At 68.9% G+C, this 25794-nt stretch carries 25 protein-coding genes, 1 tRNA gene and 1 pseudogene; 15 read left to right on the top strand and 12 right to left on the bottom strand.

Annotation, left to right across the window (positions count from 1 at the left end; all coding sequences use genetic code 11):
• Positions 1–14: 14 nt before the first annotated feature.
• Positions 15–1442: a DHA2 family efflux MFS transporter permease subunit gene (locus tag LTV02_RS02350; RefSeq protein ID WP_233037725.1), complete on the top strand. Its 1428-nt coding sequence runs from the start codon at positions 15–17 to the stop codon at positions 1440–1442.
• Here LTV02_RS02350 and LTV02_RS02355 read toward each other — a convergent pair.
• The 5 genes from LTV02_RS02355 to LTV02_RS02375 form a co-directional block, all read right to left on the bottom strand.
• Positions 1420–1944, bottom strand: a complete 525-nt coding sequence (locus LTV02_RS02355) for a hypothetical protein (RefSeq protein WP_233037727.1) — start codon at positions 1942–1944, stop codon at positions 1420–1422. The genes LTV02_RS02350 and LTV02_RS02355 overlap by 23 nt on opposite strands.
• 99 nt (positions 1945–2043) lie before the next feature.
• Entirely contained in the window at positions 2044–2415 is a 372-nt protein-coding gene (locus tag LTV02_RS02360) for a hypothetical protein (protein ID WP_067706418.1), read from the bottom strand.
• Positions 2416–2426: 11 nt separating this feature from the next.
• On the bottom strand, positions 2427–2897 hold the full coding sequence (locus LTV02_RS02365; protein WP_233037729.1) for a roadblock/LC7 domain-containing protein: 471 nt from the start codon (positions 2895–2897) through the stop codon (positions 2427–2429).
• Positions 2894–3718, bottom strand: coding sequence for a hypothetical protein (locus tag LTV02_RS02370; protein ID WP_233037731.1), 825 nt, complete (start codon positions 3716–3718; stop codon positions 2894–2896). The genes LTV02_RS02365 and LTV02_RS02370 overlap by 4 nt, the downstream gene beginning before the upstream one ends.
• Positions 3708–4124 (bottom strand): roadblock/LC7 domain-containing protein, encoded by a 417-nt coding sequence (locus LTV02_RS02375; RefSeq protein WP_233037733.1) that lies wholly within the window; start codon positions 4122–4124, stop codon positions 3708–3710. The genes LTV02_RS02370 and LTV02_RS02375 overlap by 11 nt, the downstream gene beginning before the upstream one ends.
• Positions 4125–4495: 371 nt before the next feature.
• On the opposite strand from LTV02_RS02375, the pseudogene LTV02_RS02380 reads away from it, so the two are divergent.
• Positions 4496–5523: pseudogene (locus LTV02_RS02380) on the top strand (methionine--tRNA ligase); the annotation flags it as partial.
• A gap of 3 nt (positions 5524–5526) precedes the next feature.
• Positions 5527–5982 (top strand): hypothetical protein, encoded by a 456-nt coding sequence (locus LTV02_RS02385; protein WP_408639385.1) that lies wholly within the window; start codon positions 5527–5529, stop codon positions 5980–5982.
• Here the strand turns inward: LTV02_RS02385 and LTV02_RS02390 are convergent.
• Complete coding sequence (locus LTV02_RS02390; protein WP_233037734.1) at positions 5979–6434, bottom strand: hypothetical protein; 456 nt, start codon at positions 6432–6434, stop codon at positions 5979–5981. The genes LTV02_RS02385 and LTV02_RS02390 overlap by 4 nt on opposite strands.
• 67 nt (positions 6435–6501) lie before the next feature.
• Between LTV02_RS02390 and LTV02_RS02395 the strand changes: the two genes are divergently transcribed.
• From LTV02_RS02395 to LTV02_RS02415, 5 genes are all read left to right on the top strand, one after another.
• Positions 6502–7098, top strand: a complete 597-nt coding sequence (locus LTV02_RS02395; RefSeq protein ID WP_233037736.1) for a hypothetical protein — start codon at positions 6502–6504, stop codon at positions 7096–7098.
• A 60-nt stretch (positions 7099–7158) separates the two neighbouring features.
• Positions 7159–7560 carry a flavodoxin family protein gene (locus tag LTV02_RS02400; protein WP_067707711.1) on the top strand — a complete coding sequence of 134 codons (402 nt, stop codon included), beginning with the start codon at positions 7159–7161 and terminating at the stop codon, positions 7558–7560.
• 98 nt (positions 7561–7658) lie between these two features.
• The gene (locus tag LTV02_RS02405) at positions 7659–8357 is read left to right on the top strand and encodes a response regulator transcription factor (protein WP_233037738.1); all 699 of its coding nucleotides are present in this window, start codon (positions 7659–7661) and stop codon (positions 8355–8357) included.
• Positions 8354–9640 carry a sensor histidine kinase gene (locus LTV02_RS02410; protein ID WP_067706427.1) on the top strand — a complete coding sequence of 429 codons (1287 nt, stop codon included), beginning with the start codon at positions 8354–8356 and terminating at the stop codon, positions 9638–9640. Before LTV02_RS02405 ends, LTV02_RS02410 begins: the two co-directional genes overlap by 4 nt.
• Positions 9627–10670, top strand: a complete 1044-nt coding sequence (locus LTV02_RS02415) for a hypothetical protein (protein ID WP_233037741.1) — start codon at positions 9627–9629, stop codon at positions 10668–10670. Before LTV02_RS02410 ends, LTV02_RS02415 begins: the two co-directional genes overlap by 14 nt.
• Positions 10671–10676: 6 nt before the next feature.
• Here the strand turns inward: LTV02_RS02415 and LTV02_RS02420 are convergent, their stop codons facing one another.
• A complete protein-coding gene (locus LTV02_RS02420; RefSeq protein ID WP_233037743.1) occupies positions 10677–11162 on the bottom strand; it encodes a hypothetical protein in 486 nt (161 codons plus the stop codon).
• Between the two features lie 146 nt (positions 11163–11308).
• On the opposite strand from LTV02_RS02420, the gene dapA reads away from it, so the two are divergent.
• Together dapA and LTV02_RS02430 are read left to right on the top strand one after the other, a co-directional pair.
• Positions 11309–12217 (top strand): 4-hydroxy-tetrahydrodipicolinate synthase, encoded by a 909-nt coding sequence (gene dapA, locus LTV02_RS02425; protein WP_233037745.1) that lies wholly within the window; start codon positions 11309–11311, stop codon positions 12215–12217.
• Positions 12214–14286, top strand: a complete 2073-nt coding sequence (locus LTV02_RS02430) for a ribonuclease J (protein WP_269821602.1) — start codon at positions 12214–12216, stop codon at positions 14284–14286. The genes dapA and LTV02_RS02430 overlap by 4 nt, the downstream gene beginning before the upstream one ends.
• A gap of 195 nt (positions 14287–14481) precedes the next feature.
• Here LTV02_RS02430 and LTV02_RS02435 read toward each other — a convergent pair whose 3' ends face one another.
• Both LTV02_RS02435 and LTV02_RS02440 read right to left on the bottom strand, forming a co-directional pair.
• On the bottom strand, positions 14482–15027 hold the full coding sequence (locus LTV02_RS02435; protein WP_067706443.1) for a hypothetical protein: 546 nt from the start codon (positions 15025–15027) through the stop codon (positions 14482–14484).
• 32 nt (positions 15028–15059) lie between these two features.
• A complete protein-coding gene (locus tag LTV02_RS02440) occupies positions 15060–15461 on the bottom strand; it encodes a DUF4189 domain-containing protein (protein WP_233037748.1) in 402 nt (133 codons plus the stop codon).
• Between the two features lie 271 nt (positions 15462–15732).
• Between LTV02_RS02440 and LTV02_RS02445 the strand changes: the two genes are divergently transcribed.
• The 3 genes from LTV02_RS02445 (at position 15733) to LTV02_RS02455 (ending at position 22344) form a co-directional block, all read left to right on the top strand.
• Positions 15733–16350, top strand: coding sequence for a TIGR03085 family metal-binding protein (locus tag LTV02_RS02445; protein ID WP_233037750.1), 618 nt, complete (start codon positions 15733–15735; stop codon positions 16348–16350).
• A 127-nt stretch (positions 16351–16477) separates the two neighbouring features.
• On the top strand, positions 16478–19600 hold the full coding sequence (locus LTV02_RS02450; protein ID WP_233037752.1) for an AfsR/SARP family transcriptional regulator: 3123 nt from the start codon (positions 16478–16480) through the stop codon (positions 19598–19600).
• 134 nt (positions 19601–19734) lie between these two features.
• Complete coding sequence (locus tag LTV02_RS02455; protein WP_233037753.1) at positions 19735–22344, top strand: DNA translocase FtsK; 2610 nt, start codon at positions 19735–19737, stop codon at positions 22342–22344.
• Positions 22345–22347: 3 nt separating this feature from the next.
• Here LTV02_RS02455 and LTV02_RS02460 read toward each other — a convergent pair whose 3' ends face one another.
• Together LTV02_RS02460 and LTV02_RS02465 are read right to left on the bottom strand one after the other, a co-directional pair.
• A complete protein-coding gene (locus tag LTV02_RS02460; protein WP_233037755.1) occupies positions 22348–23535 on the bottom strand; it encodes an ABC transporter permease in 1188 nt (395 codons plus the stop codon).
• On the bottom strand, positions 23532–24410 hold the full coding sequence (locus LTV02_RS02465) for an ABC transporter ATP-binding protein (protein ID WP_233037757.1): 879 nt from the start codon (positions 24408–24410) through the stop codon (positions 23532–23534). Before LTV02_RS02465 ends, LTV02_RS02460 begins: the two co-directional genes overlap by 4 nt.
• A gap of 97 nt (positions 24411–24507) precedes the next feature.
• Between LTV02_RS02465 and LTV02_RS02470 the strand changes: the two genes are divergently transcribed.
• Together LTV02_RS02470 and LTV02_RS02475 are read left to right on the top strand one after the other, a co-directional pair.
• On the top strand, positions 24508–25002 hold the full coding sequence (locus LTV02_RS02470) for a hypothetical protein (protein WP_233037759.1): 495 nt from the start codon (positions 24508–24510) through the stop codon (positions 25000–25002).
• 20 nt (positions 25003–25022) lie between these two features.
• Positions 25023–25508 (top strand): FKBP-type peptidyl-prolyl cis-trans isomerase, encoded by a 486-nt coding sequence (locus tag LTV02_RS02475; protein ID WP_067706467.1) that lies wholly within the window; start codon positions 25023–25025, stop codon positions 25506–25508.
• 35 nt (positions 25509–25543) lie between these two features.
• On the opposite strand, the gene LTV02_RS02480 is transcribed toward LTV02_RS02475, so the two are convergent.
• Positions 25544–25616: transfer RNA gene (locus tag LTV02_RS02480), tRNA-Arg, on the bottom strand.
• Positions 25617–25794 lie beyond the last annotated feature (178 nt).

Below are 25794 nucleotides of genomic sequence, written 5' to 3' on the forward strand. Positions count from 1 at the left end.
GAAGGAGGGGTCCGATGTCGCGGACGCGCACGGACAACGCCACCCCCATCGCTCCGAACCCACCCGCCGACTCCGGCAAGATTCCCGCGCACGTCTGGCGCACCGCGGGCGTCGTCGTCTTCGGCGCGGTCATGGGCATGCTGGACACCTCGCTGGTGAATATCGGCCTGCACACCATCGGGGCCGACCTGCACGCCTCGCTCGCCACGATTCAATGGGTGGCCAGCGGTTATCTACTCGCCCTGGGCGTTTCGCTCACCGTGGTCGGCTGGCTGGCCCGGCGCGTCGGCGTGGGGCGGCTGTGGCTGCTGGCGCTGGCCGCCTTTACCGTGGTCTCGGCGGCGTGCGCCTTCGCGCCGACCGCGAATTGGCTTATCGCACTGCGGATTCTGCAGGGCCTCGCCGCCGGGCTGATGATCCCGGCGGGGCAGACCATCCTCGGTCAGGCGGCCGGACCGCAGCGCATGGGCCGGGTGATGGGCGTGGTCGGCATCGCGGTGGTGGGCGCGCCCGCCATCGGCCCGACCATCGGCGGGCTCATGCTCGCGCACTGGAGCTGGGAATGGCTGTTCCTGATCAATATCCCGTTCGGGCTGATCGGCCTGGCGCTGGGCATGCGGTATCTGCCGCTGGACCGGGGCACGGCCACGCAGCCCCTGGACGTGTTCGGGCTGGTGCTGGCCGGCGGCGGGGTGTCGGCGGTGGTGTACGGGCTTTCCGAGATCGGTGAGAAGGGTTCCACCGCAGCGCTTTCGGTGTGGCTGCCGATCGTGCTCGGCCTGGCCGGTATGGCCGGATTCGTGGTGCGCGGCCTGCGCATGAACGCTCCGCTGCTGGAGCTGCGGCTGTTCGCCAATCGCGCCTTCGCCACCGCGAACACCGCGGGATTCTTCGCGGGCGGTTCCATGTTCGGCGCGATGGTCTTGCTGCCCTTGTACTTCCAGATCCTGCACGGCGACGGCCTGATCCGGACCGGCGTGGAGCTGATCGCGTTCGGCGCGGGCGGCGTGATCATGCTGCCGCTGGGCGGGCGACTGTCCGACCGCTTCGGCGGCGGCCGGGTCGCCATCGCCGGAAATCTGCTGGTGGCGTTGGCTTTCCTGCCGTTCGCGCTGCTGCCCGTGAACGCGAACGTGCTGCTGGTGGAGGTGCTGCTGTTGCTGGCGGGGATGGCGACCGGCGTGGCCGCCATGCCGCTCGTCTCGGCCGCCTACGCCTCGGTGCGGCGCGAGCAGCTGCCCGACGCCACCGCGTTCGTGAATATCGTGCAGCGCATCGGCGGTGCGGTGGGCGTCGCGGGCATCGCGGTGATCCTGTCCCGCGCAACGGCTTCGGGCTGGGCTCCGGTATCGGGCTACCAGCTGGCCTTCGCCGGGATCACCGGGCTGTCGCTGCTCGCGGCGGTGCTGTCGGTGCTGCTCAGGAACGCGTCCGCGCGGTGAGATCGTCCAGCAGGATCATCACCTCGCCGGAGGTCTTGACCACTTCGGTGAGGCGGATGGTGAAGCCGGTCAGGGTGGCGCCGGTGATCGGCTCGGCGGGCTGCGCGCCGATCCGCTTCCATTCCGGATCGCAGGACACCTTGCCCAGCAACAGCTCCCGGGTCTGCCCGGCGGTATCGCGCAGGTGCGCGTAGACCGAGAGCGCGGCGTGCGGTGAACGGATCCACAGGTTCACCGCCGCCAGCTCACCGGCGATCGGGTAGTCCGCGCCCGCGGTGCGGACGAGTTCCACCTCGAAATCGTCGGTGGCCGAACGCACCAGCAGCACCAGAGCCCGGATGTCACGCCCGGCAACACCATCCGCGTAGACTCCGGGCTCCTTGTTCGGCGCGCCCTCCACGAAAGTGGTGAGATGCGTGCGGGCCGCGCCCGCTCCGCTCACCTCCCACTCGTCCTTCTTCTCGAAGTCGTCCAGTAGTACTTCGAACGGCTCGTCCGACATCCTCGGCCATCCCTTCATCCCGCAGGTCACCGGAGTCGTCCGGTGTCCCCGAAACCCTACAAGCCGACGGATTCCGTTGTGGCGCTGTGCGCGCCTGGCTCAGACCTCGAGTTCCTCTTCGATGGTCTTGAGCCGGTGCCGGGCCAGCGCCAGGTTCGCGCGATCCCGGTCCAGGGCCAGGTAGAGGAACAGGCCCTTGGATTTGCGCCCGGTCATCGGGCGGATGATGTGGTACTGGCTGGAGAGGGTGATGAGAATGTCCTCGATGGTCTCGCCCAGCGCGAGCTGTTCGATGGTGCGCATCTTGGCGCGCACCACTTCGGTATTGCCGGCGGCGGCGACCTGCAGGTCGAGCTGCTTGGAGCTGCCGAGCATCCCCAGCGCCATGCCGCTGTTGTAGTCGACGACAGCCGCGCCTATGGAGCCGTCTATCACCATCATGTCCTTGAGTGCGATATCCATGCTGGACATGCGTTTTCCTTTCATTCGGTTTTCGTTGCCGGGTCCTTGGTGCCGTTCTTGGCGGTGACGGCCAGATGGTCGGCGATGGCGCGGGCCACCGGGCGCGACTCCAGATGCAGACGGCCGATATTGATCTCGGGTTCGGCGAGTACGGTCAGCGAGGTCCAGCCCGCCGCGTAGATGACCACGTGGCCGCCGGTGCCGCGCACCACCACCTCGTGGAAGCCGCCGCCGTGCGCGGTGACGGTGAGCCGGTGCGAGAGGGACAGATGGGCGGCCGTCATGGCGGCCATGGCGGTCGGTTCGATATGGGTGGGCAGATCGTGCGCGATGAGCAGTCCGTCATTGGACGCCACCAGCGATCCGGTCACCTGGGGCACCCGCTCGCGCAGGGCCTTCAGCTCCGCCAGCACCTGCGTATTCGTTTCGGGCATCGGCACCTTGGTCAACCTTCCCATCAGATCGCCGAGCTTCTTCTTCCGCGTGATCACGCGAGCTCCTTCAAAGCCGCACGCAGGCGGACGAGTATGTCCCGGTCCACCGGTTCCCACAGCTCCGGCACCGGCAGCGGCGCGGGCGGCGCGACGGCGGTCGCTTGTCCACGGCGGCGGCGGGGCAGCGGTACCGGACCGGTGACGGCGGGGGCGACCACCGGTTCGGTGATCACCGAGTCGGTCATCACGACCGGGGTGTGCGGGGCGGGCGGTTCGATCAGGCCCGCCGCGGTCAGCTCGCGGACCGCCACCAGGCAGCCGTAGGCGGTGCGGCCCAGGTCCTGAGCGATCGCGGTGATGCTGCGGCGCGCGTCGGCGGCGGCGAGGATCTCGGCCTGCCCGCCGGTGAGCACCACGCGGCGGCATCGGGTACGGCGGACCGGGACCACCGGGGCCCGGTCCACCAGGCTCGCGGACCAGGGGCCCGAATCGCCGCGCCGGGCGCATTCGTGGATCAGGGCCCGGGGCGCGACCTGGCAGACTCCGGCCAGCCAGTGCGGGGGCGCGGGCTGGAATTCCGCGAGCGACGGGGCGGACAGCAGGAAGTAGGCGGCGTCGAAGATCGACAGCACCGCAAGGGCTTCCAGGCGCGGCCGCTGCAGCACCTGTCCCGGATCGCCGAGGCCGGCGCGCTGCCAGTCCGCGGCGGTCGCCACCCCGGCCTCGATCACCATGCGATCCAGGCCGGGAGTGCGGCGGCAATCCGCACCGGCGACGACGCCCTCGATGAGGTGGAAGGCGCCGTCACCGGTTCGCAGGACTCCGGTTAGCCGTTCGGATTCCAGCCGGGCCAGTTCGGCCGCCAGTTCACCGCGCATGCCGGCCCTCAGCAAATTCGACGGGCCCGCCAGCAAATTCCGCAAGAATGGTGCGGAGCTGGAATCTGGCGAGGGCCAGATTTCCGCCGTCCTCGTCGCAGAGGACATGAACGAACAGTCGTCCGTCGAAGTCGCCGTCGATCAAATTCAACAGGTGATAACCACGCGGGCCGCACACGATGATCTCGGTGATCTCGTCCCCGTCCACCCCGCTGGCCAGCGCCGGGCAGGCCAGCACGGCGCGCACGACATCCGTTGTGGCAGCGGCGTCTTCGTCCGGATCCACCAGTTCGTGCCGACCGGTCGCCGCTATCGCCAGGCCACTCGCGCCATCTACCAGTGTCACGCTGCGGGCGCCGGGAATTTCCCCGATGCGTTTCAAGCAGCCGTCAATACCGAGCACCACGCCACCACTTGTTCAATGTAGGTCTTCGAGCAAGCCCGACGCTACACACGCTTCATGATCAATGTGCGGCGTTTGCCCGAGAATTCCGCGCACCCAATGTCTTTCCTGCGGAAGGCCGAAAAGAATACCTATTGGTATTCGAAAGGTGGCACGGAATGACAGTGCGGGCGTTGCGGGCCGCATGAAAAACTCGCTGTCGCACCCTCGGTTCCACCGGTAGCATTCCGGGTGTGAACACGTCCGCGCACACCGACATGATGCCCCGCACCCGGGGCCACTGACGCTGCGCGACAACCGTTTCGAGGCCCTGACCACCGGGGCCTCGATTCGTGTTCGGGGTCGGAGCCCCCGCCATACCCATGGAGGATCCGATGACCGTCTACCTCACCACCACGCTGCCGTTCGTCAACGCGCGCCCGCACCTGGGGTTCGTGCTGGAGTTGGTGCAGGCCGATGTGCTCGCGCGGTATCTGCGCGGGCGCGGTGCCGCGGTGCGGCTGCACACCGGAACCGATGACAATTCGCTCAAGAACGTGCTCGCGGCCGAGACCGCCGGAGTCGGGGTGCGCGAGTTCGTGGACGCCAACGCGGCGGCATTCACCGCACTCGCGCAACCACTTTCACTGTCGATCGACTCGGTGATCCGCACCAGCGCCGATCCGCGCCATCGTCCGGGGGTGGAGCGGCTGTGGCGGGCCGGGGCGGCGGCGGGCGACCTGTACCGGCGGCATTACGAGGGGCTGTATTGCGTGGGATGCGAACAGTTCTATACGCCGGGGAACTGGTGGACGGGCGATGTCCCGACCACGACACCGCACCGCAGCCGGTGGCGGAGAACAACTGGTTCTTCCGGTTGTCGCGATACCGGGGCGAGGTGCGGCGAGTACTGACCGACGGCACGGTGCGGATCGAGCCGATCGAGCGGCGCAACGAGATCCTCGCGTTTCTCGACGCTGGGCTGGAAGACCTTTCGATCTCGCGGTCGGTGGCGCGGGCACGGGGGTGGGGGATTCCGGTGCCTGGGGATCCGGCGCAGGTGGTCTACGTGTGGTGGGACGCGCTCGCCAACTACATCACCGCGCTCGGGTACGGGACCGACGAGACGGAGCTGCGGCGCTGGTGGATCGGCGCGGATCGGCGAATTCACCTGGTAGGCAAGGGGGTACTGCGATTCCACGCCGTGTACTGGATCGCGGCGCTGCTGTCGGCCGGCTTGCCGCTGCCCACCGAGATCCTGGTGCACGACTATCTCACCCTGGACGGCAAGAAGATCAGCAAGTCGACCGGGAACGTCATCGATCCGCTGGATCTGGTGGAAAAGTACGGTGTCGATGCGGTGCGCTGGTGGTTGCTGCGGGAACCGCCGCGGCTCGGGGACGCCGATTTCACTGCGGCGCGGCTGGTGCATCGTGCCGACGACGAGCTGGCGAACGGGCTGGGAAACCTGGTGAACCGCACCGTGAGCCTGATCCACCGCGCGCTGGACGGCAGGCCGCCGGTTGCGGATTCTCCTGGGCCCCAGTCGGAGAAGTTGTCCGAGACGCTCGCGGCGGCCGATGCCCGCATCGAATCCGCACTGGGTGATTACGACTTCCGGGCGGCGACCGAGGCGGTGCGGGCGATCGTGGTGGCGGCCAATCGGTACGTCAATGACATCCGCCCTTGGGAATTCGAGGCCGGGCATCGCGATCTGGAACCGGTGCTGGCGACGCTCTGGGAAGCCTGCCGCGCCATCGCCTGTCACCTGACGCCCTTCCTCCCCGATCTGGCCGGCCGCATCACCGACCAGTGCACGCCCACCCCGACCGGCCGAGTGCCATTGCCCCGGCCGGTGCAGCGCAGGCTCGGCGCGGCCTAAGTGCGCTGCGGCACCTCACCGTTCGTCGCCGCCGCTTCGGGTTCGATTGCGGGCAGCAGGGATTCGCGGGCCATCGAGGTGAGGGTGCCGGCCTGCTGGGCGATCACCGCCTCCTGGTTCTTGCTCATCGCCTCCGCGCGCTGCTGGATGCCCGCGGCTTCGGCGGCCATCCGGGCGCGGACCGTCTCGGCTTCGGCCAGGCCCCGCGCCTGAATGGCATCGGCTTCGGCCTGCCCGGTCAGCCGGGTCGCCTCGGCCTGGGCGGCGGCGCGCAACTTGATCGCCTCGGCCTCGGCTTGCGCCTGCAACTTCGTCTGCGCTGCAGCGGCTTCGGCGCGCAACCGGGTTTCCTGCGCGTCCGCCTCGGCCTGACTGATCCGGGCATCGCGTCCGGCGGTGGCGAGCGTGGTCTGCCGATAGGCTTCGGCATCCGCCGGTTTGCGGATCTCCACCTGGAGCTGCTGTTCCCGCTGTCATACGGCCGCCGCGCTTGTCGGACCTCTGGCTTACCCTCGGCTCGTGACGGACAGTTTCATGGTGGCGGCTCGAATCGCTGTGAGCCGGGCTGGATTCGAGGAATGGCTCGATACGGCGATTCCGGGGGTGGAGGTCGTCGGGAATCCCGGCGCGGTGTTCGACGGGTGGTTCTGGGATGGGAAAGGGGCGGATTCGGCTTGGGGGCGGGTCGAGACGGGGGTGACGCCCAGGGAGTTCTTCAGGAAGCGGCGGGAGGTGGGGCGCGGGGGTTTGCCGATGGTGACCGTGCTGATTCATCGAGATGATGCGTTGCACGTGTACATGTTCGATCTCGGATATATCGAATCGGATGTGTTCACCGCGTTTCTCGCGCTGGCCGGGGCCGGACGATTCAAAACTGCGGATGCGCCGGAGACCGCGCTTTTCTGGGCCGAGACCAGTGGCGGGTTGTGCGGGGCGGACTGGGACGGATGGCTGGCGGCGCTCGAGGTCGGTCGGGAGTCGGCGCGCTTCGTGCACGGCGTGAACCTGGGGTCCACCATCGAGGGCCTGCGGGTCGGGGAGTCGATGTTCTACGAGCAGTTGGAGCGAGGGCTCGCCGGGGAAGAACGCTTCGACTGGGAAACCGTGACGTCCTAGGCTCGGGTGGTGCCGAAACTGCTGCTGATCCATCACACGCCGTCGCCGTTCACGCAGGCGATGTTCGAGGCCGTGGTCTCCGGCGCGACCGACCCGGAGATCGAAGGGGTGGAGCTCGTCCGCCGGGCCGCCCTGGCGGTCACGCCGACCGACGTGCTGGAAGCCGACGGATATCTCCTGGGCACGCCCGCCAACCTCGGATACATGAGCGGCGCCCTGAAACACGCCTTCGACGTCATCTATTACCCGTGCCTGGATTCGACGCGCGGCCGCCCGTTCGGGCTCTACATCCACGGCAATGAAGGCACCGAGGGAGCGGAAAAGGGCGTCACGTCCATTACGACGGGCCTCGGATGGGTGAAAGCGGCCGACTATGTGACGGTTTCGGGGAAACCGGGTAAGGACGATATCCAGGCCTGCTGGGAATTGGGTGCGACGGTCGCCGCCCAGCTCATGGCATGAACTTCGTGTGCCGTGACCACGCGGGACGCTCGACGCCCTGAATTCTGGTGGCTGACAGATCGGGGGCGATCACCGGCATACTGCTTGGCAAGTGATTCGTGGGAGTGTGGGAAGAGGTGACGGCCGCCGTGCAGGGGCAAGAGTCGGGGATTCGTCGTATCGGGCTGGTCGAGGACCACGAGTCGGTTGCCATCGGGTTGAGTGCGATGCTCGCGCCCGAGGCCGATCTGGAGTTGGTCACCACCGCGGGGACGGTGGCGGAATTGCTGGCCGCTGCCCCGCGGCTGGATTTGGTGGTGCTGGATCTGCGGCTCGCGGACGGGTCCTCGCCGGAAGACAATGTGCGGGCGCTGCGGGCGCGGGGGATCGAGGTGCTGGTGTTCACCGGGGCCGACAATCCGTTCATGGTGCGGGCCGCGGCCCGGGCGGGCGTGCTGGGTGTGGTGCGCAAGTCCGAGGACGCCAAGACCGTGGTCAGTGCGGTGCGGCGGGCCGCGAGCGGGGAGCAGGTGGTGACCACCGATTGGGCGGCCGCCATCGACGGGGATCCGCAATTGTCGAATGTGGGGTTGAGCCCGCGGCAGCAGCAGGTGCTGCAGTTGTACGCGTCGGGGGAGAAGGCTTCGCGGGTGGCCCGGATGACGGGACTGTCCGAGCAGACGGTCAATGATTATCTGGGGCGGATCCGGCAGAAGTACGCCGATGCCGGACGGCCGGCGCCGACCAAGACCGATCTGTACAAGCGTGCGGTCGAGGACGGGTGGCTGCCCGTTCCCGAGCGGCATCCTCGCGCATGACCGCATCGGGCACTCTCGACTCCGCGCCCGCCCGGCGCGCACTGCCCGCCATGTCCCAGTTCGTGCAGCGGGTGACCGGCGGCCTGACCGTGGCCGACGATCCCGCCACCGCCGCCTACGACCGGATCATGCGGCGGCTCGGGATTTCCGTCGGCATCGCCGGAATCCTGGTGTGCTGCTTCGAATTACCCGAGATCGCCGAACAGGGCCGGCTGGCCTCGCCCTGGTGGGCGGTGGTCTCGACGGCGCTGGCCTTCGGCTGGTATCCGATCATCGCGGTGGTGTCGGCGTTCGCCGGATCCCGGTACGTGCGGGTGGTGTCCGGTTGCGCCGCCGTGAGTTTCCTCGGCGCGCTCGCGACCATTCCGTTCGCCCTGGACCCGCACAGCGTCGATGCCACCACGGTGTGGCCGTATCGGGTGACCGCGCTGGCGGTGGCCGCGGCGGTGCTGGCCTGGCCGACCCGGCTCTCGATCACCTATCTGCTGGTGACCACCGGGTCCGCGGCCTTGTCCACCGTCTACACCGTCGCGCACGTGACGCCGCTGCTGGTGGCCGAGAACTTCCTGCGCGCAGCGGGATTGGCGGCGCTGTTCGTCTGGTGCGGCACCGCCGCGACCGGAGCGGCGGCGCGGGTGGACCGGGAATCCGCCATCGCCAGCCGGCGCGCCGCCGCCGCTGCCGCCGCGCAGGCCCGCGACCGCGAGCACGCCCGCTTCGCCGCGCTCATTCACGACGCCGTGCTCTCCACGCTGCTCGAAGCCTCCCGCGCGGGCGCGCAATCCGATGTGCTGCGCCGCCAATCCGAGCGCACCCTGGAACAACTCGACGAATACAGCACCGAACGCGATCCGGATCTGCTCGACGCCCGCTCGGCGGTGCTGTTCCTGCGCACCGCCGTGCACGAGGTCAATCCGAGCATTCGCTTCGCCACCCGCACCTGGCCGGGCTACGACGACCTGCGCATGCCGGTGCATGCCGCCAGCACCATCGCCGCCGCGCTCAGCGAAGCCGTGCGCAACAGCCTGCGGCACGCGCACGTGACCGGGCGCGAAGTGCGCCGCACCGTCACCACCACGGTGTCGGCGGGCAGCATCCGGATCGTATTCAACGACGACGGTGCGGGATTCGACCTGGCGGCCGTCTCGGCGGACCGGCTCGGGGTGTCGATGAGCATTCTCGGGCGCATGCGGCAGCTGGCCGGCGGTTCCGGATTCGTGGAATCCGCGCCCGGCGAGGGCACCACGGTGACTCTGGTGTGGGGTGGCGATGGCTCCCGCTGACGTGCGCGTACCGGAACTGGATCCCCGGTTCGGGCTGCGCGATCTGCTCGGCCTGCGCGGGCGGGCCGCCTGGCTGTTCCTGGTGATCCTGCAGGCCACCATCGTCCTCTATATGGTCCGCAATTTCGGGGAGTCGCCGACCTGGGCGGCGCTGCTCGGCACCCTGCTCATGCTGGGCGCGGCCGCGCTGCTGCTGGTGGTGCCGGTGGATCCGCTGCCGCTGCCCATCGCGGTGTTCACCGCGGCCGCGCCGCCCGTGGCCACCGCCCTGACCACCATGTTGCCGGTGCATCCGCACGGGCAGCAGTCGGTGTGGTCGGCGTTCGCGTCGTCCTATGTGTTCGCCGTGCTGGTGCTGCGCGGGCGGGTGCGCACCGCGTGGGTCGGCGTGATCGCCACCGCGGGCGTGCTGCTGCTGGCCGGGCTGGGCGACAATCTCGAATCCAGAACCATTGTCGGATCGCTGATTCCGGTCGGCACGGTCACCGCCATCACCGTGTTCGCGGCGGTCATGCGGCCCATGCAGCGTTCACTGCGGCTGCTGCGCGAGGACGCCATGCTGCGCGCCGCCGCCGAGGCGACCATGGCGGCCGCCGACAACGAACGCACCCGGCAGCTGTCCCGGCTGGACCGGGTGGCGCGGCCGATCCTGGAACGCATCGCCGAGGGCGCGGAACTGTCCGCGGTCGAACGCGAGGAATGCCGGTTGCTGGAAGCCGAACTCCGCGACGGGCTGCGCGCGCCGCAACTCGTCACCGACGAGCTCAGCGGTGCGGCGCGGGGTGCGCGCTCGCGCGGCGTGGAGGTCGTGCTGCTCGACGACGGCGGCTTCGGCGGGGTGCCGGAATGGGTGCGTAAACGGGTGATCGATGCCGCCACAAGGGAATTGGACGCGGCGAATTCGGGATCGATCACCGTCCGCGTACTGCCGCTCGGCCGTCGCGTGCTGGCGACGGTGCTGGCCGACGCGCCCGACAACGATCACCGCACCGAGATCGACACCGACGGTCGCGTCACCGTCATCGATTGACAGTCTTCACTCGCCGCTGCTCGGCTTGTCCCAGTTGTTCGGCCGGTCCCAGCGCGGGCCGTTGGCGCGCTTCATCTGATCGCGGAGCGCGCCCTGTACGGCGGCGCCGAGCCAGGAATTCAACGACTGTCCCGACTGGGCGGCCGCTTCCTCGGCGCGGGATTTGATCTGCTCGACCAGGCGCAGGGTGACGCGGCTGATATCGCCGGTCATCTCCTCGAAGGTGGGTTGCTGGGGCTCCTCCTCGCCAGGGGTCTTGCGCACATCCACGTGCGCGTCGGTGCCGTCGACCGAGACGTGCACGGTGCGGTCGGGAAGCGTGGCGGTGACTTCGGCGGCCAGGTCCGAGAGCGCGGCCAGCAGGACCAGGCGGGTGGAGTGTTCGGTCGCGGCGGCCAGGGCGGCGGCGGTGGCTTGGGTTTTCTCGTCACCGAGCGCGGCCGCGGCGATCAGATTCTCGCGCAGCTGGGCGGTGTACTTGTCGAGGTTCATGACACCAGTGTGCTGTCATTTCTGACGTCATACAAGGAGAATATTGGCGTCAGTAGCAGGCGCGTCGCGCGAATCACCGTCGCCGAGGGCACGGTTCGGGTATAACGGTGCAAAAGTCGTTCCGGTGACGCTGTAGCCTTCTGACTATGACGAACGGTGAATCGACGCGAATCGAGCTGCACGCGTCCGGCACAGTAGGTGTCGCGATGGTGACCCCCTTTACCGCCGAAGGCAAGCTCGACGTCGATGCCGGTGTCGCCCTCGCTGCCCGTCTGATCGACGGCGGCGTCGACCTGCTCGCCATCTCCGGCACCACCGGCGAGTCGCCCACCACCACCGAGTCCGAGAAGTTCGATCTGCTGCGCGCCGTCGTCGACGCCGTCGGGGACCGCGCCACCGTCATCGCGGGCGCCGGCACCTACGACACCGCCCACAGCATCGAGCTCGCCCGCAACGCGCAGCGCGCCGGTGCGCACGGTTTGCTCGTCGTCACCCCGTACTACTCGCGGCCCACCCAGGACGGGTTGCTCGCGCACTTCACCGCCATCGCGGACGCGACCGACCTGCCGGTCACCCTCTACGACATTCCGCCGCGTTCGGTGGTGGCCATCGCCCCGGACACCATTCGCAAGCTCGCCGAGCACCCGCGCATCGTCGCGGTCAAGGACGCCAAGGGCGACCTGAACGCCGGCGCGGAACTCATCGCCGAAACCGGGCTCGCCTTCTACTCCGGTGACGATGTGCTCAACCTGCCTTGGCTGTCGGTCGGCGCGACCGGATTCATCTCCGTCATCGGTCATCTCGTGCCGGATCGGCTGCGCGCGCTCGTCACCGCCTACCAGGCCGGCGACGTGGTGCGTGCGCGTGAGATCAATGCCAGCATGATTCCGCTCAACCGGGCTATGTCCCGCCTGGGAGGTGTCGCTATGACCAAGGGCGCACTGCGTCTGCTCGGCGTCGAGACCGGCGAACCCCGCCTGCCGCAAGTGATGCCGACGCCCGACCAACTCGACGAACTCGCGGTGGACCTCCGCGCTGCGGGGGTGCTTGCATGAGCGACCCGGTAGCCCGCCGTCCCCGTCGTACCGCCTCCCGCGCCGCGGGTGCGCCCGCACCGGCTCCCGAGCCGCCCGCCACCCCGGTGGCGCCGCCGGAACCCAGATCCGTCCAGACGCCCGCCGAGGCGCCGGCCGCCAAAGCGGAACCGGCTGCGGCGCAGTCGGGTTCGAGCCGCACCGCGCGCGGTGAGCGCCGCAATGGCACGGTCGGCGGCCGTGGCGGCCGCGCCGCCGCTGCCCAGGCCGAGGAAGCGCCCGCGCGTCAGGACGAGTCCCGTTCGCGTCAGGACGATTCCGGTTCCGGCCGTCCGCGCCAGGACCGCAATCGCCGCGGTGGCGGTGGTGGCCGCGGCCGCCCTGGCCAGCAGGACGCCCCGATCCGCCGCGATCCGCACGCCATGGGCACCCCGCCCGCCGCGCCCAAGGGCGGGCTGCGGGTGTTCGCGCTCGGCGGCATCGGCGAAATCGGCCGCAATATGACCGTTTTCGAATACGGCGGCAAGCTGCTGATCATCGACTGCGGCGTGCTGTTCCCCGAGGACCAGCAGCCCGGCGTCGACCTGATCCTGCCGGACTTCGGTCCCATCGAGGACCGCATGGACGATGTCGCGGCCGTCATCCTCACCCACGGGCACGAGGATCACATCGGCGCGGTGCCGTTCCTGCTGCGCCTACGCCGGGACATCCCGGTCGTCGGCGCCAAGTTCACCCTCGCGCTGGTCGCGGCCAAGTGCCGGGAACATCGCCTGCAGCCCAAGCTGATCGAGGTCGTGGAGGGGCAGCGCACCCAGCACGGGCCGTTCGACTGCGAGTACTTCGCGGTCAACCACTCCATTCCGGATGCCATCGCGGTGGCGATCCGCACGCCCGCGGGCATCGCGCTGCACACCGGCGACATCAAGCTGGATCAGCTGCCCCTCGACGGCCGCCTCACCGACCTGGCCGGGTTCTCCCGCCTGGGCGACGAGGGCGTGGATCTGTTCCTGGTGGACTCCACCAATGCCGAGGTGCCGGGCTTCGTCACGCCGGAACGCGAGATCGGCCCGGTGCTGGACAGCGTGATCGGCAAGGCCAAGGGCCGGGTCATCGTGGCGTCGTTCGCCTCCCACGTGCACCGGATCCAGCAGGTGGTGGATGTGGCCATGCGCTACGACCGCCGCATCTGCTTCGTCGGGCGGTCCATGGTGCGCAATATGCAGATCGCGCAGGATCTCGGCTACCTGAACATTCCGGACGGCCTGGAGGTCGATCTGGATCAGGCCGCGAACCTGCCGGTGCACAAGCTGGTGCTGATCTCGACCGGGTCGCAGGGCGAGCCGCTCTCGGCGCTGTCGCGGATGGCGCGCGGCGACCATCGCCAGATCAATATTCGCGAAGACGATCTGGTGGTGCTGGCCTCCTCGCTCATCCCGGGTAATGAGAACGCGGTGTTCACCGTGGTCAACGGCCTGGCGCGGCTGGGCGCGACCGTGGTGACGCAGGCCAGCGCGAAAGTCCATGTGTCCGGGCATGCTTCGGCCGGTGAGCTGCTGTACCTGTACAACGCGGTGCGGCCGACCAATGCCATGCCGGTGCACGGTGAATGGCGGCACCTGCGGGCCAATGGCGCGCTCGCGGTGGCGACCGGCGTGCCCGAGGAGCGAGTGGTGCTGGCGGAGAACGGCGTCGTGGTCGATCTCGTCGACGGCATCGCGACCATCACCGGGCGGATGCCGGTCGGCCAGGTCTACGTCGACGGCCTGTCCGTCGGTGACGTCGGCGAGTCCACCCTCTCGGATCGCCTGGTGCTCGGTGAGGGCGGGTTCATCTCCATCACCGTCGCGGTCGACTCCTCCACCGGAAAGGCCGTCAGCACACCGGAAGTCCACGGTCGCGGTTTCTCCGACGATCCGGACGCCCTGTCCTCGGCCCAGCAGCTGGTCGAATCCGAACTGCACCGCCTGGCCACCGAGGGCGTCAGCGACACCCACCGCATCGCCCAGAGCGTGCGCCGCGTGGTGGGCCGCTGGGTCGCGGAAACCTACCGCCGCCGCCCGATGATCATTCCGACGGTGATCGGCGTCTGAGGTAAAAGCAGAAGAGGGCCCCGCAGCAGTAGCTGCGGGGCCCTCTGCGGTAAGGGGTGGGGAAGGGCACCCCGCCGAATGGTTGCCAGGCGAGCTGCGTGTCACCCCGTCGTTTCGGGCGTTGCGCCCTTCCCCCCCCACACACACAAGCGCCCCGCGGCATCAGCTGCGGGGCGCTTCCTGTCTTTTACTACCTCAGTCCTGGCAGGCTGCCGAGTCCAGCTTGGCGGTCTTGACGATGCTGCAGGCGTAGTTGTGGTCGATCTTCCAGTCGGTGCCGGACGCCACGAAGGTGACCTTGGCGTCGTCGACATTGCTGCCGTCCATGGTGACCTTGGCCTTGGCGACGAGTTTGCCGTCGGAGGGTTCGCCGACCTCGGTGATCTCGATCTTGACCTTGTTGGCCTTGGCGGCGTCGACGAGTTTGACGGCCAGGTTGGGATCCAGGTCCACGTTTTCGATCATGGCGGCCTTGGACTTGGCGTCGACCGAGGGATCGAAGGCCTTGGTGATCTTGTCGTTCAGTTCCTGCACGGTGGGCTTGGGCAGGTTGGGCACCGTGGTGGTGGTCGGCGCCTCGCCCTCGGCGTTCTCACCCCCGCCGCTCTCGAACTGGGCGGCGGCGGACGAGGTTGCGGCGGACTTGCCGGACTCGGCCTCGCTGGTGCTACAGGCGACCAGGCCGAAGGCCGAAGCGGCCAGTGCGAGCGCGGCGGTGGCGCGGAATACGGTGTGCTTCAACGAATTTCTCCCCTGATTTCGGAAGGCCCGGCCTAGACCTGGTGATTGGACGTGCACGCCCATTTGACGATGGTGGCGTCATTGCCCCGGTTCGCGGCCACCGCCGCGGACCGCGCCGCGCGCACGTTCGCCGCGGCTCCGCCCGTGTACTGGCGGGCGGACCGGGAGTAGGCGACCGCGCCGCACCCGTTGGACCAGGACGCGAGCGTCTTGCAGTCGCTGGGACCGCAGGTCGACTGGGAATTGCTGCGTGCCTGCCCCATGGACGAGTAGTCCAGGCTGGTCCCGATATTGCCGGTCGACGGCGAGACCGAGATCGCGCCGAAATAGACCGGAGCCGCGCCGGCGGAGCCCGCGCTGACCAAAAGTGAACCGGCGGTCGCGGCGATCGCGACCGCGCCGGTGACGAACTTCTTCAAGATATTGCCCTTCATGTACACACGATCCACGACCCGATGGACCGACTGATCAAGCTACCGATATGAATTGGCCGATGCCAATTCGAAACGGCGCTCTTAGAAGAGGTTTTCGCGATCCGTACCCGGATACGCCTACCCCCCTGCCGATTTCATGATCGGAGTCCCGACTTGTCGTTCATGGGGTCGTTCGCTTAACGGCGACGGATCCGGGGCATTTCCATTCGGAAGCAGGCGCTTCGAAAACCCGTGCTGTGCACCGCCGGTGGTGTCCGATTAGGGTGACTTCATGAGCATGGCGCAACGGGAACGGCAAGCCCTGGTGCAGGCGATGGCCGCCACCGGTCCGGACGCCCCCACCCTGTGCGGTGAGTGGACGACCCGCGACCTGGCCGCCCATCTGATCGTGCGCGAACGCCGCCCCGATGCCTCGGCCGGCATCCTGGTCAAACCCCTCGCCTCCTACCTGGACGGCGTGCAGCGGCGGGTGGCCCGGCGTCCCTACCCGCAGCTGCTGGAGGTGGTGAGCAGTGGCCCGCCCTGGTACCTGCGCCCGGTGGACGCCCTGATGAACACCACCGAGATGTTCGTGCACCACGAGGACGTGCGCCGCGGCGCGCCCGGCTGGGAGCCGCGCGAACTGCCCGCCGCCGACGAGGCCCAGCTCTGGAAGATCCTGAAGGGCCTGGCGCGCATGGCATATCGCAAATCACCGGTTACCGTCGAGCTGGCCACGCCCGATGGTGATCGCACCGTCGCGCACCGGGCGGGTGACCGCACCGTGGTGCTGACCGGCCCGCCGTCGGAGCTGCTGCTGCACGCCTTCGGCCGCAACGAGGTCCGCTTGACCGCCGCCGGTGATCCGGCCGACGTCGACATCGTGCACGCGCTGGACCGCAGCGTCTGACCGTCCACCAGGCGGGATCGGATTCCCAATCCGGTTGGCGGCGCGAACACCGATCATGAAACGATCACGCGACGAACGGTAGCTTTCGTGATCGGCAGGAAGCCCGTGCTGTGATGAGGTGGTCGCAATGTCTTGGCAACTGACGGTTCTCGGACCGGTCGAGTTGAGGTGTGCCGGCGCGCCGACCGCGCCCATGCCGCCCAAGCAGCAGGCCGCCCTGGTCATGCTGGCGTGCGCGCGCGGGCGCACCGTGTCGGTGGAGGAACTGGTCGACGGCATCTGGGGTGCGGATCGGCCGTCCTCGGCGGTGGGCGCCCTCCGCAACTACGCGTGGGCGCTTCGTAAACAGCTCGCCATGCGGCCGGGCACCCTCGAATTGACTTCGGAGACGCGCGGATACCGGCTCTCCGGTCCCGTCGAACTCGATATCGACCGGGTCGAGAGCCTGCGCGCCGAAGTCGAACACACCCGCGCCGCAGGACATCTCGATCATTCCGAGGCCGCGATCCGAGCCGCCCTCGACCTCTGGCGCGGCGACCCGCTGACCGGCGTACCCGGGCCGTGGGTGGCCGCCGAACGCGCCCGCCTGCGGCGGCTGCGCCTCAGCCTGGAAGAGGATCTCCTCGAAATCGCCGTCCGCCGCGGCGACTACTCGCGCGCCATCGCCGACCTGACCGCCCTGATCGCCGCCGACCCGCACAGCGAACGCCTGCGCGGCCTCCTGATGACCGCCCTGTACCGAGCCGGCCGCCGCACCGAAGCCCTCGAGGAGTACCAGCGCATCCGCCGCCTCCTCGTCTCGGAACAAGGCATCGAACCCGGCCCGGTCCTCCTGGAACTGCACCGTCAGATCCTGTCCGACGAACTCCCCGCCACCGACACCGCCCCGGCAACGGTGAGCGCGCCCAAGCCCGCGCAATTGCCCCCGGACGCAGCCGATTTCACCGGCCGCCAGGATATGGTCCGCGAGCTCTGCGCCCTGCTGACCGCCGGGCCTATCGCACCGACCACCGCGCCTGCCTCGGAACCGACTGTCGCGCCCGCAGTTGCGTCCGCGTCGGTGGCCAGCGCCGCGTCGGTCGCGGGGCCTGCCGCTACGTCTGCGGCCGTGACGGCGTCTACCGCCACGTCTGCCATAGCGTCGGCCCGCATCACTGAGACCGCATCCACGGCTGAGCCCATCGCCGTGGGCGACGGGCGCGGGTGGCGGGACGACCGGGGCGGGCAGGCCGGTGCGCCGCCGATCGTTACCATCTCCGGGATGGGGGGCGTCGGGAAGACCACGTTGGCTTTGCATGTGGCGCATCGGGTTCGGGACCACTACGGCGACGGGCAGCTTTATGTGGATCTGCAGGGCGCGGGGGAGGAGCCTGCCGATCCGGAGCACGTGTTGGGGGCGTTTCTGCGGGCGCTCGGTGTGCCGCAGCGGGAGGTGCCGGGGGGTGTGGCCGAGCGGGCTGCGTTGTTCCGGTCCGCGATGAGCGGGCGGCGGATGCTGATTCTGCTCGACAATGCCGCTGACGCGGCGCAGGTGGTGCCGTTGTTGCCGGGGGAGCCGGGGTGTGCGGTGCTGGTTACGGCGCGGCGGCCGCTCACGGCGTTGCCGGGGGTGCGGACGGCGGCGCTGAAGGTGCTCGATATCGCCGAGGCGGTGGAGCTTTTCACTCGGATCGTCGGATCGGATCGGGTGGCGGCGGAGCCGGAGGCGGCGCGGCGGATCGTGGAATTGTGCGGGTTGCTGCCGATGGCGGTGCGGATCGTGGCGGCGCGGGTGGCGGCGCGGCCGCGGTGGACGCTGATTTCCGAGGCGGATCGGCTGGCCGCGGATCGGCATGATCTGGATCGGTTCCGGGTGGGGGATCTGGCATTGACCGCTGCTTTCCGGGCGGGGTACGCGCAATTGCCCGCCGATGCCGCGCGAGCGTTCCGGCTGCTGGCCATGGCGGATCTGCCGGATCTGTCACTGGCGGCGACTTCGGCGGTGCTCGATACCACCGAGCCGATGGCCGAGGACCTGTGCGAGGAGCTGGTGGATCGCGGCATGCTCGAGAGCGTGGGGCGCGGGCGCTACCACTATCACGATCTGATGCGGCTTTTCGCGCTCGGGCATCGCGCCGACGCGGGGGTGGATGTGACCGCGCGGCTGCTCGACTACTACCTGGCCACCATGAAAACCGTGCTGCGCGTGCGGCATCCGGGACTGCGGATCGCGCTCGCGCCGACCGGGCATCCGGGCACCCGGCTGGTCGGTTTGGACGCCACCTGCGATTTCCTGCACGTGGAACGCCGCAATCTGATCGCGCTGTACCGCCTCGCCGCCGCGGGCGCACCGCATCACCGCACGCTCGCCGCGGATCTGGCGCTGGCGGTGGGGGAGACCATGCTGGCCGGGGATTCCACGGTCGATATCGAGAAGGCCCTGGAAGAACTCATCCACGCCGCCGAACTCGACGGCAATGTGGTTGCGGCGCAGCGGGCCCGCCTGGCCCTGGTTTTCGCCCTGGTCGCCGAACTCGGTGAACCGCAGCGCGCGGACGCGCACGTGCAGCGGCTCCTCGCCGAGGTGAACCCGGACGCCGAACCCTGGGTCGCGGGCTGTTCACACCTGTTCGCCGGTGTGATCGCGCTGCACCAGCACGATCCCAACCGCGCCGCCACCCATTCCGCCGCCGCGCTCGGCCTCTACCGCGCCGGCGCCAGCCCCGAATGCGTGCGCGTCGCGTATTCCTTCCTGGCCCAGGCGTATTCGGCCGCCGGCCGCAATCGCGATTCCCTGGCCGCCGCCGCCCGCGCGGTGGTCGGCGACAGTCACCCCGGCACCCGCCGCAATGTCATGTGGGCGCTCACCGAAGCCGCCTGGGTGATGAGCAGCGAAGGCGAAGCCGAACTCGGAACCCACCTGTTCGATCTGGCCCTGCACGCCGCCCAGCGCGCCGGTAGCAGCCGTTTCGAATCCACCATCCACACCCGCGCCGCTCTCGCCCACCTCAGCGCCGGCCGCCTCTCCCAAGCCGCCGAACAGGCCGAACGCGCCGAAGCCACCCGCGATTCCGGTCGCATCGACCACCTGCACACCTACAACATGCTGGTCCGCTACACCGCCCTGCGCAGCCTCGGCCGCAATGTCGATGCCGCCGAATGCTATCGGGCCGCCACCAGCGAAATCCCCGACTTCGACGCCGCCCTCACCCGCTGGACGGCCATGGCCCGCAAGCCCGAACGCGCCCCGCGCCTCCCCGCCGTCCACTGACTCACCCGCCCGGTCACAGGCCGAAAGGTCATTGTTTTCGGGCTGGGGGTGTGGCCGGTTCGACAATGTCTGGAATGGGTGGGTCGTGTGTTGCGGATGGTCCGTATGGGGCGGTTGCGGCTAGCCTGGACCGCATGGCAGGTAAGGCCCGCGGCACCGCAACGTCACGTTCGCGCGGGGGATCGGCGCGGGGGCAGGCTCCGGCACGGTCCCAGGCGCGGGGTCCACGCACGCCCGCGAAGGCTCCGGCGCGTAAGCGCGCTCCGGCGGCGGGGAGGTCCGCGGCGGCGCGGCGGCCGGCGCCGCGACGGCAGTCGAACACCGCGCCGTTGGCGGTGGTGCGGCGGGGCGTGACCAGCGGATGGAACATGCTGGCGCGCGGGCTGGGGGCGAGTACGCGGGCGGTGAGCCGGGCCGGGGAGATCGAGCACGGGCATCGGCGGGACGGGATCGCGCTGGGGCTGGTGGCTTTCGCGGTGGTGATCGCGGCGGCCGTGTGGTTCGCGGCGGGCGGCCCGGTCGGCGGCTGGGTCGACACGGTGGTGCGGTGGGTGGCCGGATCCGCTTCGGCGGGGCTGCCTTTCGTGGCGGTGACCATCGCGGTGATCCTCATGCGCACCGAACCGCAGCCCGAGATCCGGCCCCGATTGATTCTCGGCGGCCTGCTGATGGGCCTGCCCGTGCTGGGGCTCTGGCATCTGGCTGCCGGGGCGCCCACCGACTCACACGGCCGCGCCCATGCGGCCGGATTCGCCGGTTACGTGATCGGCGGTCCGCTGCGGGACGGCCTGAGCGGCTGGCTGGCCGTGCCATTGCTGCTGCTGGCCATCGGTTTCGGCATCTTGCTGGTCACCGGCACCACGGTGCGCGAAGTACCCGAGCGGCTGCGCGAGATCTTCGGCACCGGCGCGGGCGGCGACGAATACGAACGCTATTCGGACGAACCGGGCCTCTACGACCCCGCCAACTACGACGCGGACGGCTTCCCGCTGCACCGTCCCGAGGTGCGCCGACGCGGGCGCACCCCGAAGGAGAACTACCCGCCGGACGAGTTCGGCGGTTCCGACGCGGCCACCGAGGTCATCGGCGAACCGCCTTTGCAGGACGCCAAATCCATTGCCAAGGAGACCGCTCCGGAACCGGAGCAGCCGAAACCCAAGCCCCGCAAGGCCCCCAAGGTCATCGATCAGACCCCGCCGCCGCCGGAGCCGCAGCAGCTGGAGTTCGTCACCGAACGCGAGGTGGAGGGCGACTACCATCTGCCCCCGCTGACCCTGCTCACCGACGGCGATCCGCCCAAGAAGCGCAGTGCGGCGAACGAATCGATGATCGAGGCCATCACCGAGGTGCTGGTGCAGTTCAAGATCGACGCCGCGGTCACCGGTTTCGTGCGCGGCCCGACGGTCACCCGCTACGAGGTCGAGCTGGGCCCCGGCGTGAAGGTCGAGAAGATCACCGCCCTGGCCCGCAATATCGCCTATGCCGTGGCCACCGAGAACGTCCGCCTGCTGGCTCCCATCCCCGGCAAGTCCGCGGTGGGCATCGAGGTCCCGAATTCCGATCGCGAACTGGTGCGCCTGGCCGACGTGCTCAAGGCCCCGTCCACCCGGAACGACCATCACCCCTTGGTGATCGGCCTGGGCAAGAACATCGAGGGCGAGTTCGTCTGCGCCAACCTGGCCAAGATGCCGCATCTGCTGGTGGCCGGTTCCACCGGTTCCGGTAAGTCGAGTTTCGTGAACTCCATGCTGGTTTCGCTGCTGCAGCGCGCGACGCCGGACGAGGTGCGGATGATCCTCATCGACCCCAAGATGGTGGAACTCACCCCGTACGAAGGCATTCCGCACCTGATCACCCCCATCATCACCCAGCCCAAGAAGGCCGCCGCCGCGCTGGCCTGGCTGGTGGAGGAGATGGAACAGCGGTACATGGACATGCAGGCCAACAAGGTCCGCCATATCGACGACTTCAACCGCAAGGTCAAGTCGGGGCAGATCACCGCGCCGCTGGGCAGTGAACGGGTGTACAAGCCGTACCCGTACATTCTGGCCATCGTCGACGAGCTCGCCGACCTCATGATGACCGCGCCGCGCGACGTCGAGGACGCCATCGTCCGCATCACCCAGAAGGCCCGTGCGGCAGGCATTCACCTGGTGCTGGCCACCCAGCGCCCGTCGGTGGACGTGGTCACCGGTCTGATCAAGACCAATGTGCCGTCCCGCCTGGCCTTCGCGACCTCGTCGCTGACCGACTCGCGAGTCATTCTCGATCAGCCGGGCGCGGAGAAGCTGATCGGTATGGGCGACGGCCTGTTCCTGCCCATGGGTGCGAACAAGCCGACCCGTCTGCAGGGCGCGTTCATCTCCGACGAGGAAATCCACGCCATCGTGGAATTCACCAAGGAGCAGAAGGAACCCGACTACCAGGAGGGCGTCACCGCCGCCAAGGCCGGGGAGAAGAAGGACGTCGACCCGGATATCGGAGACGACCTGGACCTGCTGCTGCAGGCCACCGAACTGGTCGTCACCTCCCAGTTCGGCTCCACCTCCATGCTGCAGCGCAAGCTGCGGGTCGGCTTCGCCAAGGCGGGCCGCCTGATGGATCTGATGGAGACCCGCGGCGTGGTGGGCCCGAGCGAAGGCTCCAAGGCCCGTGACGTGCTCATCAAACCCGATGAGCTGGACGGGGTCTTGTGGTCGATCCGCGGCGGCGGCGAACCGTCCGCCGCGGATGACGAGGACTGACGCTCAGTCCTCCAGCGCGAGCGCCTGCCGGATGCTGATGCGGCCCTGGGTCTGCATCAGCGAACGGCGGTAGATCTTTTCGGCGAGCACCACGGTGCCGTAGGTGGCGGCGGCCATGACGGCCAGCGCGAGCAACGGCTCCCACCAGGCGGCGGTACCGGCGGCCAGGCGGCTGGGCATGGCCACCACCGAGACGATCGGCACATACGACGCGATGGTCAGGGCCGTGCCGGACAGGAAGATTCCGGCGAACAGCACCGCCATCAGGAACATGGTCAACGGCGTCGAGGTGGCCTGCAGATCCTCGTTGCGGGTGGCCACCGCGCCCGCCACCGCCCACAGGCTGGCCAGGGCGAGGAAGCCGACGACGAAGAACACCACGAACCAGCCCGCGGCCCCGCCCACCTGGCGGATCTGATCGGCCTTGCCGGTGGCGGCGAGTCCGGCCAGGCCCGCGGCGACGAACAGCAGCAGCTGCCCGAACGCCATCACCGCATTGCCGATGACCTTGCCGACCAGCAACTGCCGCAGCGGAATAGCGCTGGCCAGGATCTCCACGATACGGTTCTGCTTCTCCTCGACCACGCTCTGCGCGATGGACAGGCCGAACAGGATCGAGGCCAGATAGAACAGAAAACCGAAGACCAGCGTCGCGATCTTGGCGACCCCGGCGTCCACCGAATCCGGTTCCAGCACCGTGTAATTCACTTCCGCGCCCCGCGAGAGCTGTTCCAGCGAGATACCGGCGGCCGCGGCATTGCGCTGCACCGCGAGTTGCCCGGCGGCGGCGCTCACGTACGTGTTCACCGTGTCGTTCTCACCGGTTTTACCCAGCAGCTGCCAGCCGTTCGACGCCCCGGGCATCAGTCCGGCGTCGGCGTCGCCGTCCCGAACCTGCTGTTCGACGGCGGCCGCGTCGCCGAGCTCGTGGATGGCGAAAGCGGTTTTGGCGTCGGCATTGTCGGCCAGTTTGCCCGCCAGCTCGACCACCTGCACCGCGCCCGGCCCGGTGACGGCGATGTCCACGGTCTCGGTGCGGCCGCTGACGAACGCGCTGACCACCAGCGAGGCGATGAGCAGCAGCATGGTGATGCCGGTGGAGATGAGGAAGTTGCGGTCGCGCAGCTTGACCAGGATTTCGCGCCGGGCCACGATGCGCCAGACGCCGCGCGGGGTCGCCGTGTCGTTCATGCCGTCACCTCGCGGTAGATGTCGGATACCGAGGGGCGCACTTCGGCCAGCTCCCTGATCGATCCGAAAGTCATTGCCTTGGACAGGAGTTCGTCGGTGGTGGTGCCGGTCAGCTCCAGCAGCGCGGTGTGGTCGGCGAGCTCGAGCACCTCGACGCCGTCGAACGCCCGCAGCCAGTCCAGGTCGCCGTCCAGGCGCAGCCGATAGCGTTGCGGCCCGCCCGCGGTCAGTTCCGCCGCCGATCCGGCCGCCACCACCCGCCCCTGGGCGAGGATGACCAGCTGATCGCACAGCCGTTCCACCAGATCCAGCTGATGGGAGGAGAACAGGATCGGAACGCCCTGGGCCGCGAACTCTTTCAGCAGCGAGGCCATCGAATCGACCGCGCCGGGGTCCAGGCCGGAGAACGGTTCGTCGAGGATGAGCAGTTCGGGCCGGGCCATCACCGCCGCGGCGATCTGCACGCGTTGCTGATTGCCCAGCGACAGCGATTCCAGTTTGTCCTTGCCGCGCGCCCCGAGATCGAATCGGTCCAGGAGCTCCTGCGCGCGCTGCTTGGCCGCCTCGGCGCTCATCCCGCGCAAGCGCGCCAGATACACCAGCTGATCGGCGACCGGCTGCTTGGGATACAGCCCGCGTTCCTCGGGCATGTACCCGAACCGCCGCCGATCCGCGATGGTCACCGGCCGCCCGGCCCAGCGCACCTCCCCGCCGTGCACGGCCAGCACCCCCATGATCATCCGCATGGTGGTGGTCTTGCCGGCGCCGTTGCCGCCCACGAACCCGGTCAGGGCGCCGTCCGGCACGGTGAACGACACATCGTCCACCGCCGTCTTCGCACCGAACCTGCGCACCAGATGCGCGACTTCCAGCATCGAACCTCCCCTAGCGTGGACAATCCGAACCCCATCTTGCCCCAGTACCGGTCATTTGCCCGGGAGGCGACGGCGAGATCGGAGGGCACAATGAGGCATGGCCGCAATACGTTTCGTGAGCGGGGTGGCGCTCGCCGTCCTGCTGGTGGCGACGGGCTGTTCCTCGCCCGACGACCCGGTGCGGGCGACGCCGCCGCCGGCTTCGGCGGAATCCGCGACGCCGGAGACGTCACCGACCACCTCCGCGCCGGATACGACCGCCGCGCTCGGCAGCCGCTTCACCCTCGCGCCGGGCATTCCCGTCCGCTTGGACGACGGCCGGCTGACCTTGCGGCTGGTGGAGGTTCCCTCGGACAGCCGCTGCCCGGTCGACGTCACCTGCGTCTGGGCGGGTGAAGCCACCGTCGTGCTGACCGCCACGATCGCGAATGCCGACACCCGGCTCGAACTCCACAGTCCCGCCAATGCCACCCCGGACGCCGCGGTCGGCGACTACCAGGTGCGATTGCTCGCCCTGCATCCCGAGCCGCGGTCCAAGCAGCCGGTCGCGCAATCGGAATATCGGGTGGACCTGATCGTCACCCGGGGCTGATTGCTGGCTAGGCTCACCTCATGCAGATCGCAACCGACAAAGTCGTCTCCATCGACTACACGCTGACCAGCGACGATGACGAGGTGCTCGACACTTCGGTGGGCGAGGCCCCGCTGGTCTACCTGCACGGCGCGGAGAACATCGTCCCCGGTCTGGAACAGGCCCTGGAGGGCAAGTCCGCCGGTGACGAGCTCGAGGTCGTCATCGAACCGGAGGACGGCTACGGCGAGTACCTGGCCGAACTGGTCAGCACCGTGGATCGCGACATGTTCGAGGGGGTCGACGAGCTGGAGCCCGGGATGGAATTCCATGCCGAGGCTCCGGACGGCGAATCGCAGATCGTCACCGTCGTGCAGGTGGACGGCGATGAGGTCACCATCGACGCCAACCATCCGCTGGCCGGCCAGCGGCTGCATTTCAAGGTGAAGGTCGTCGAGATCCGCGATGCCAGCGAGGACGAGCTCGCCCACGGCCACCCGCACGGCGAGGACGACCACGATCACTGAGCGGTGATCACCGAGCAGTGATCATCGAAGAACGGTATGCCCGGGAAGAATCGAACTTCCAGTCTCCTCGTTCGTAGCGAGGCGCTCTGTCCATTGAGCCACGGGCATTCGAACCCCGCGCGGATGTCGGCTTTGACATCTACTCGGCACTGAGGTGCGCGGGGTTGTCGGGGGTGTCGGTTTCCCTGGGGGAGGAACGGCGTTCACACGCGCGATGGCCGGTCGTGCCGTGTGAATTTCGCCTGCGGTAAAGGTGATCCGGCGTCCGCCGAAACCTTCAGAAAAC

The sequence above is a fragment of the Nocardia yamanashiensis genome, assembly GCF_021183565.1.
Classification (GTDB): Bacteria; Actinomycetota; Actinomycetes; order Mycobacteriales; family Mycobacteriaceae; genus Nocardia; species Nocardia yamanashiensis.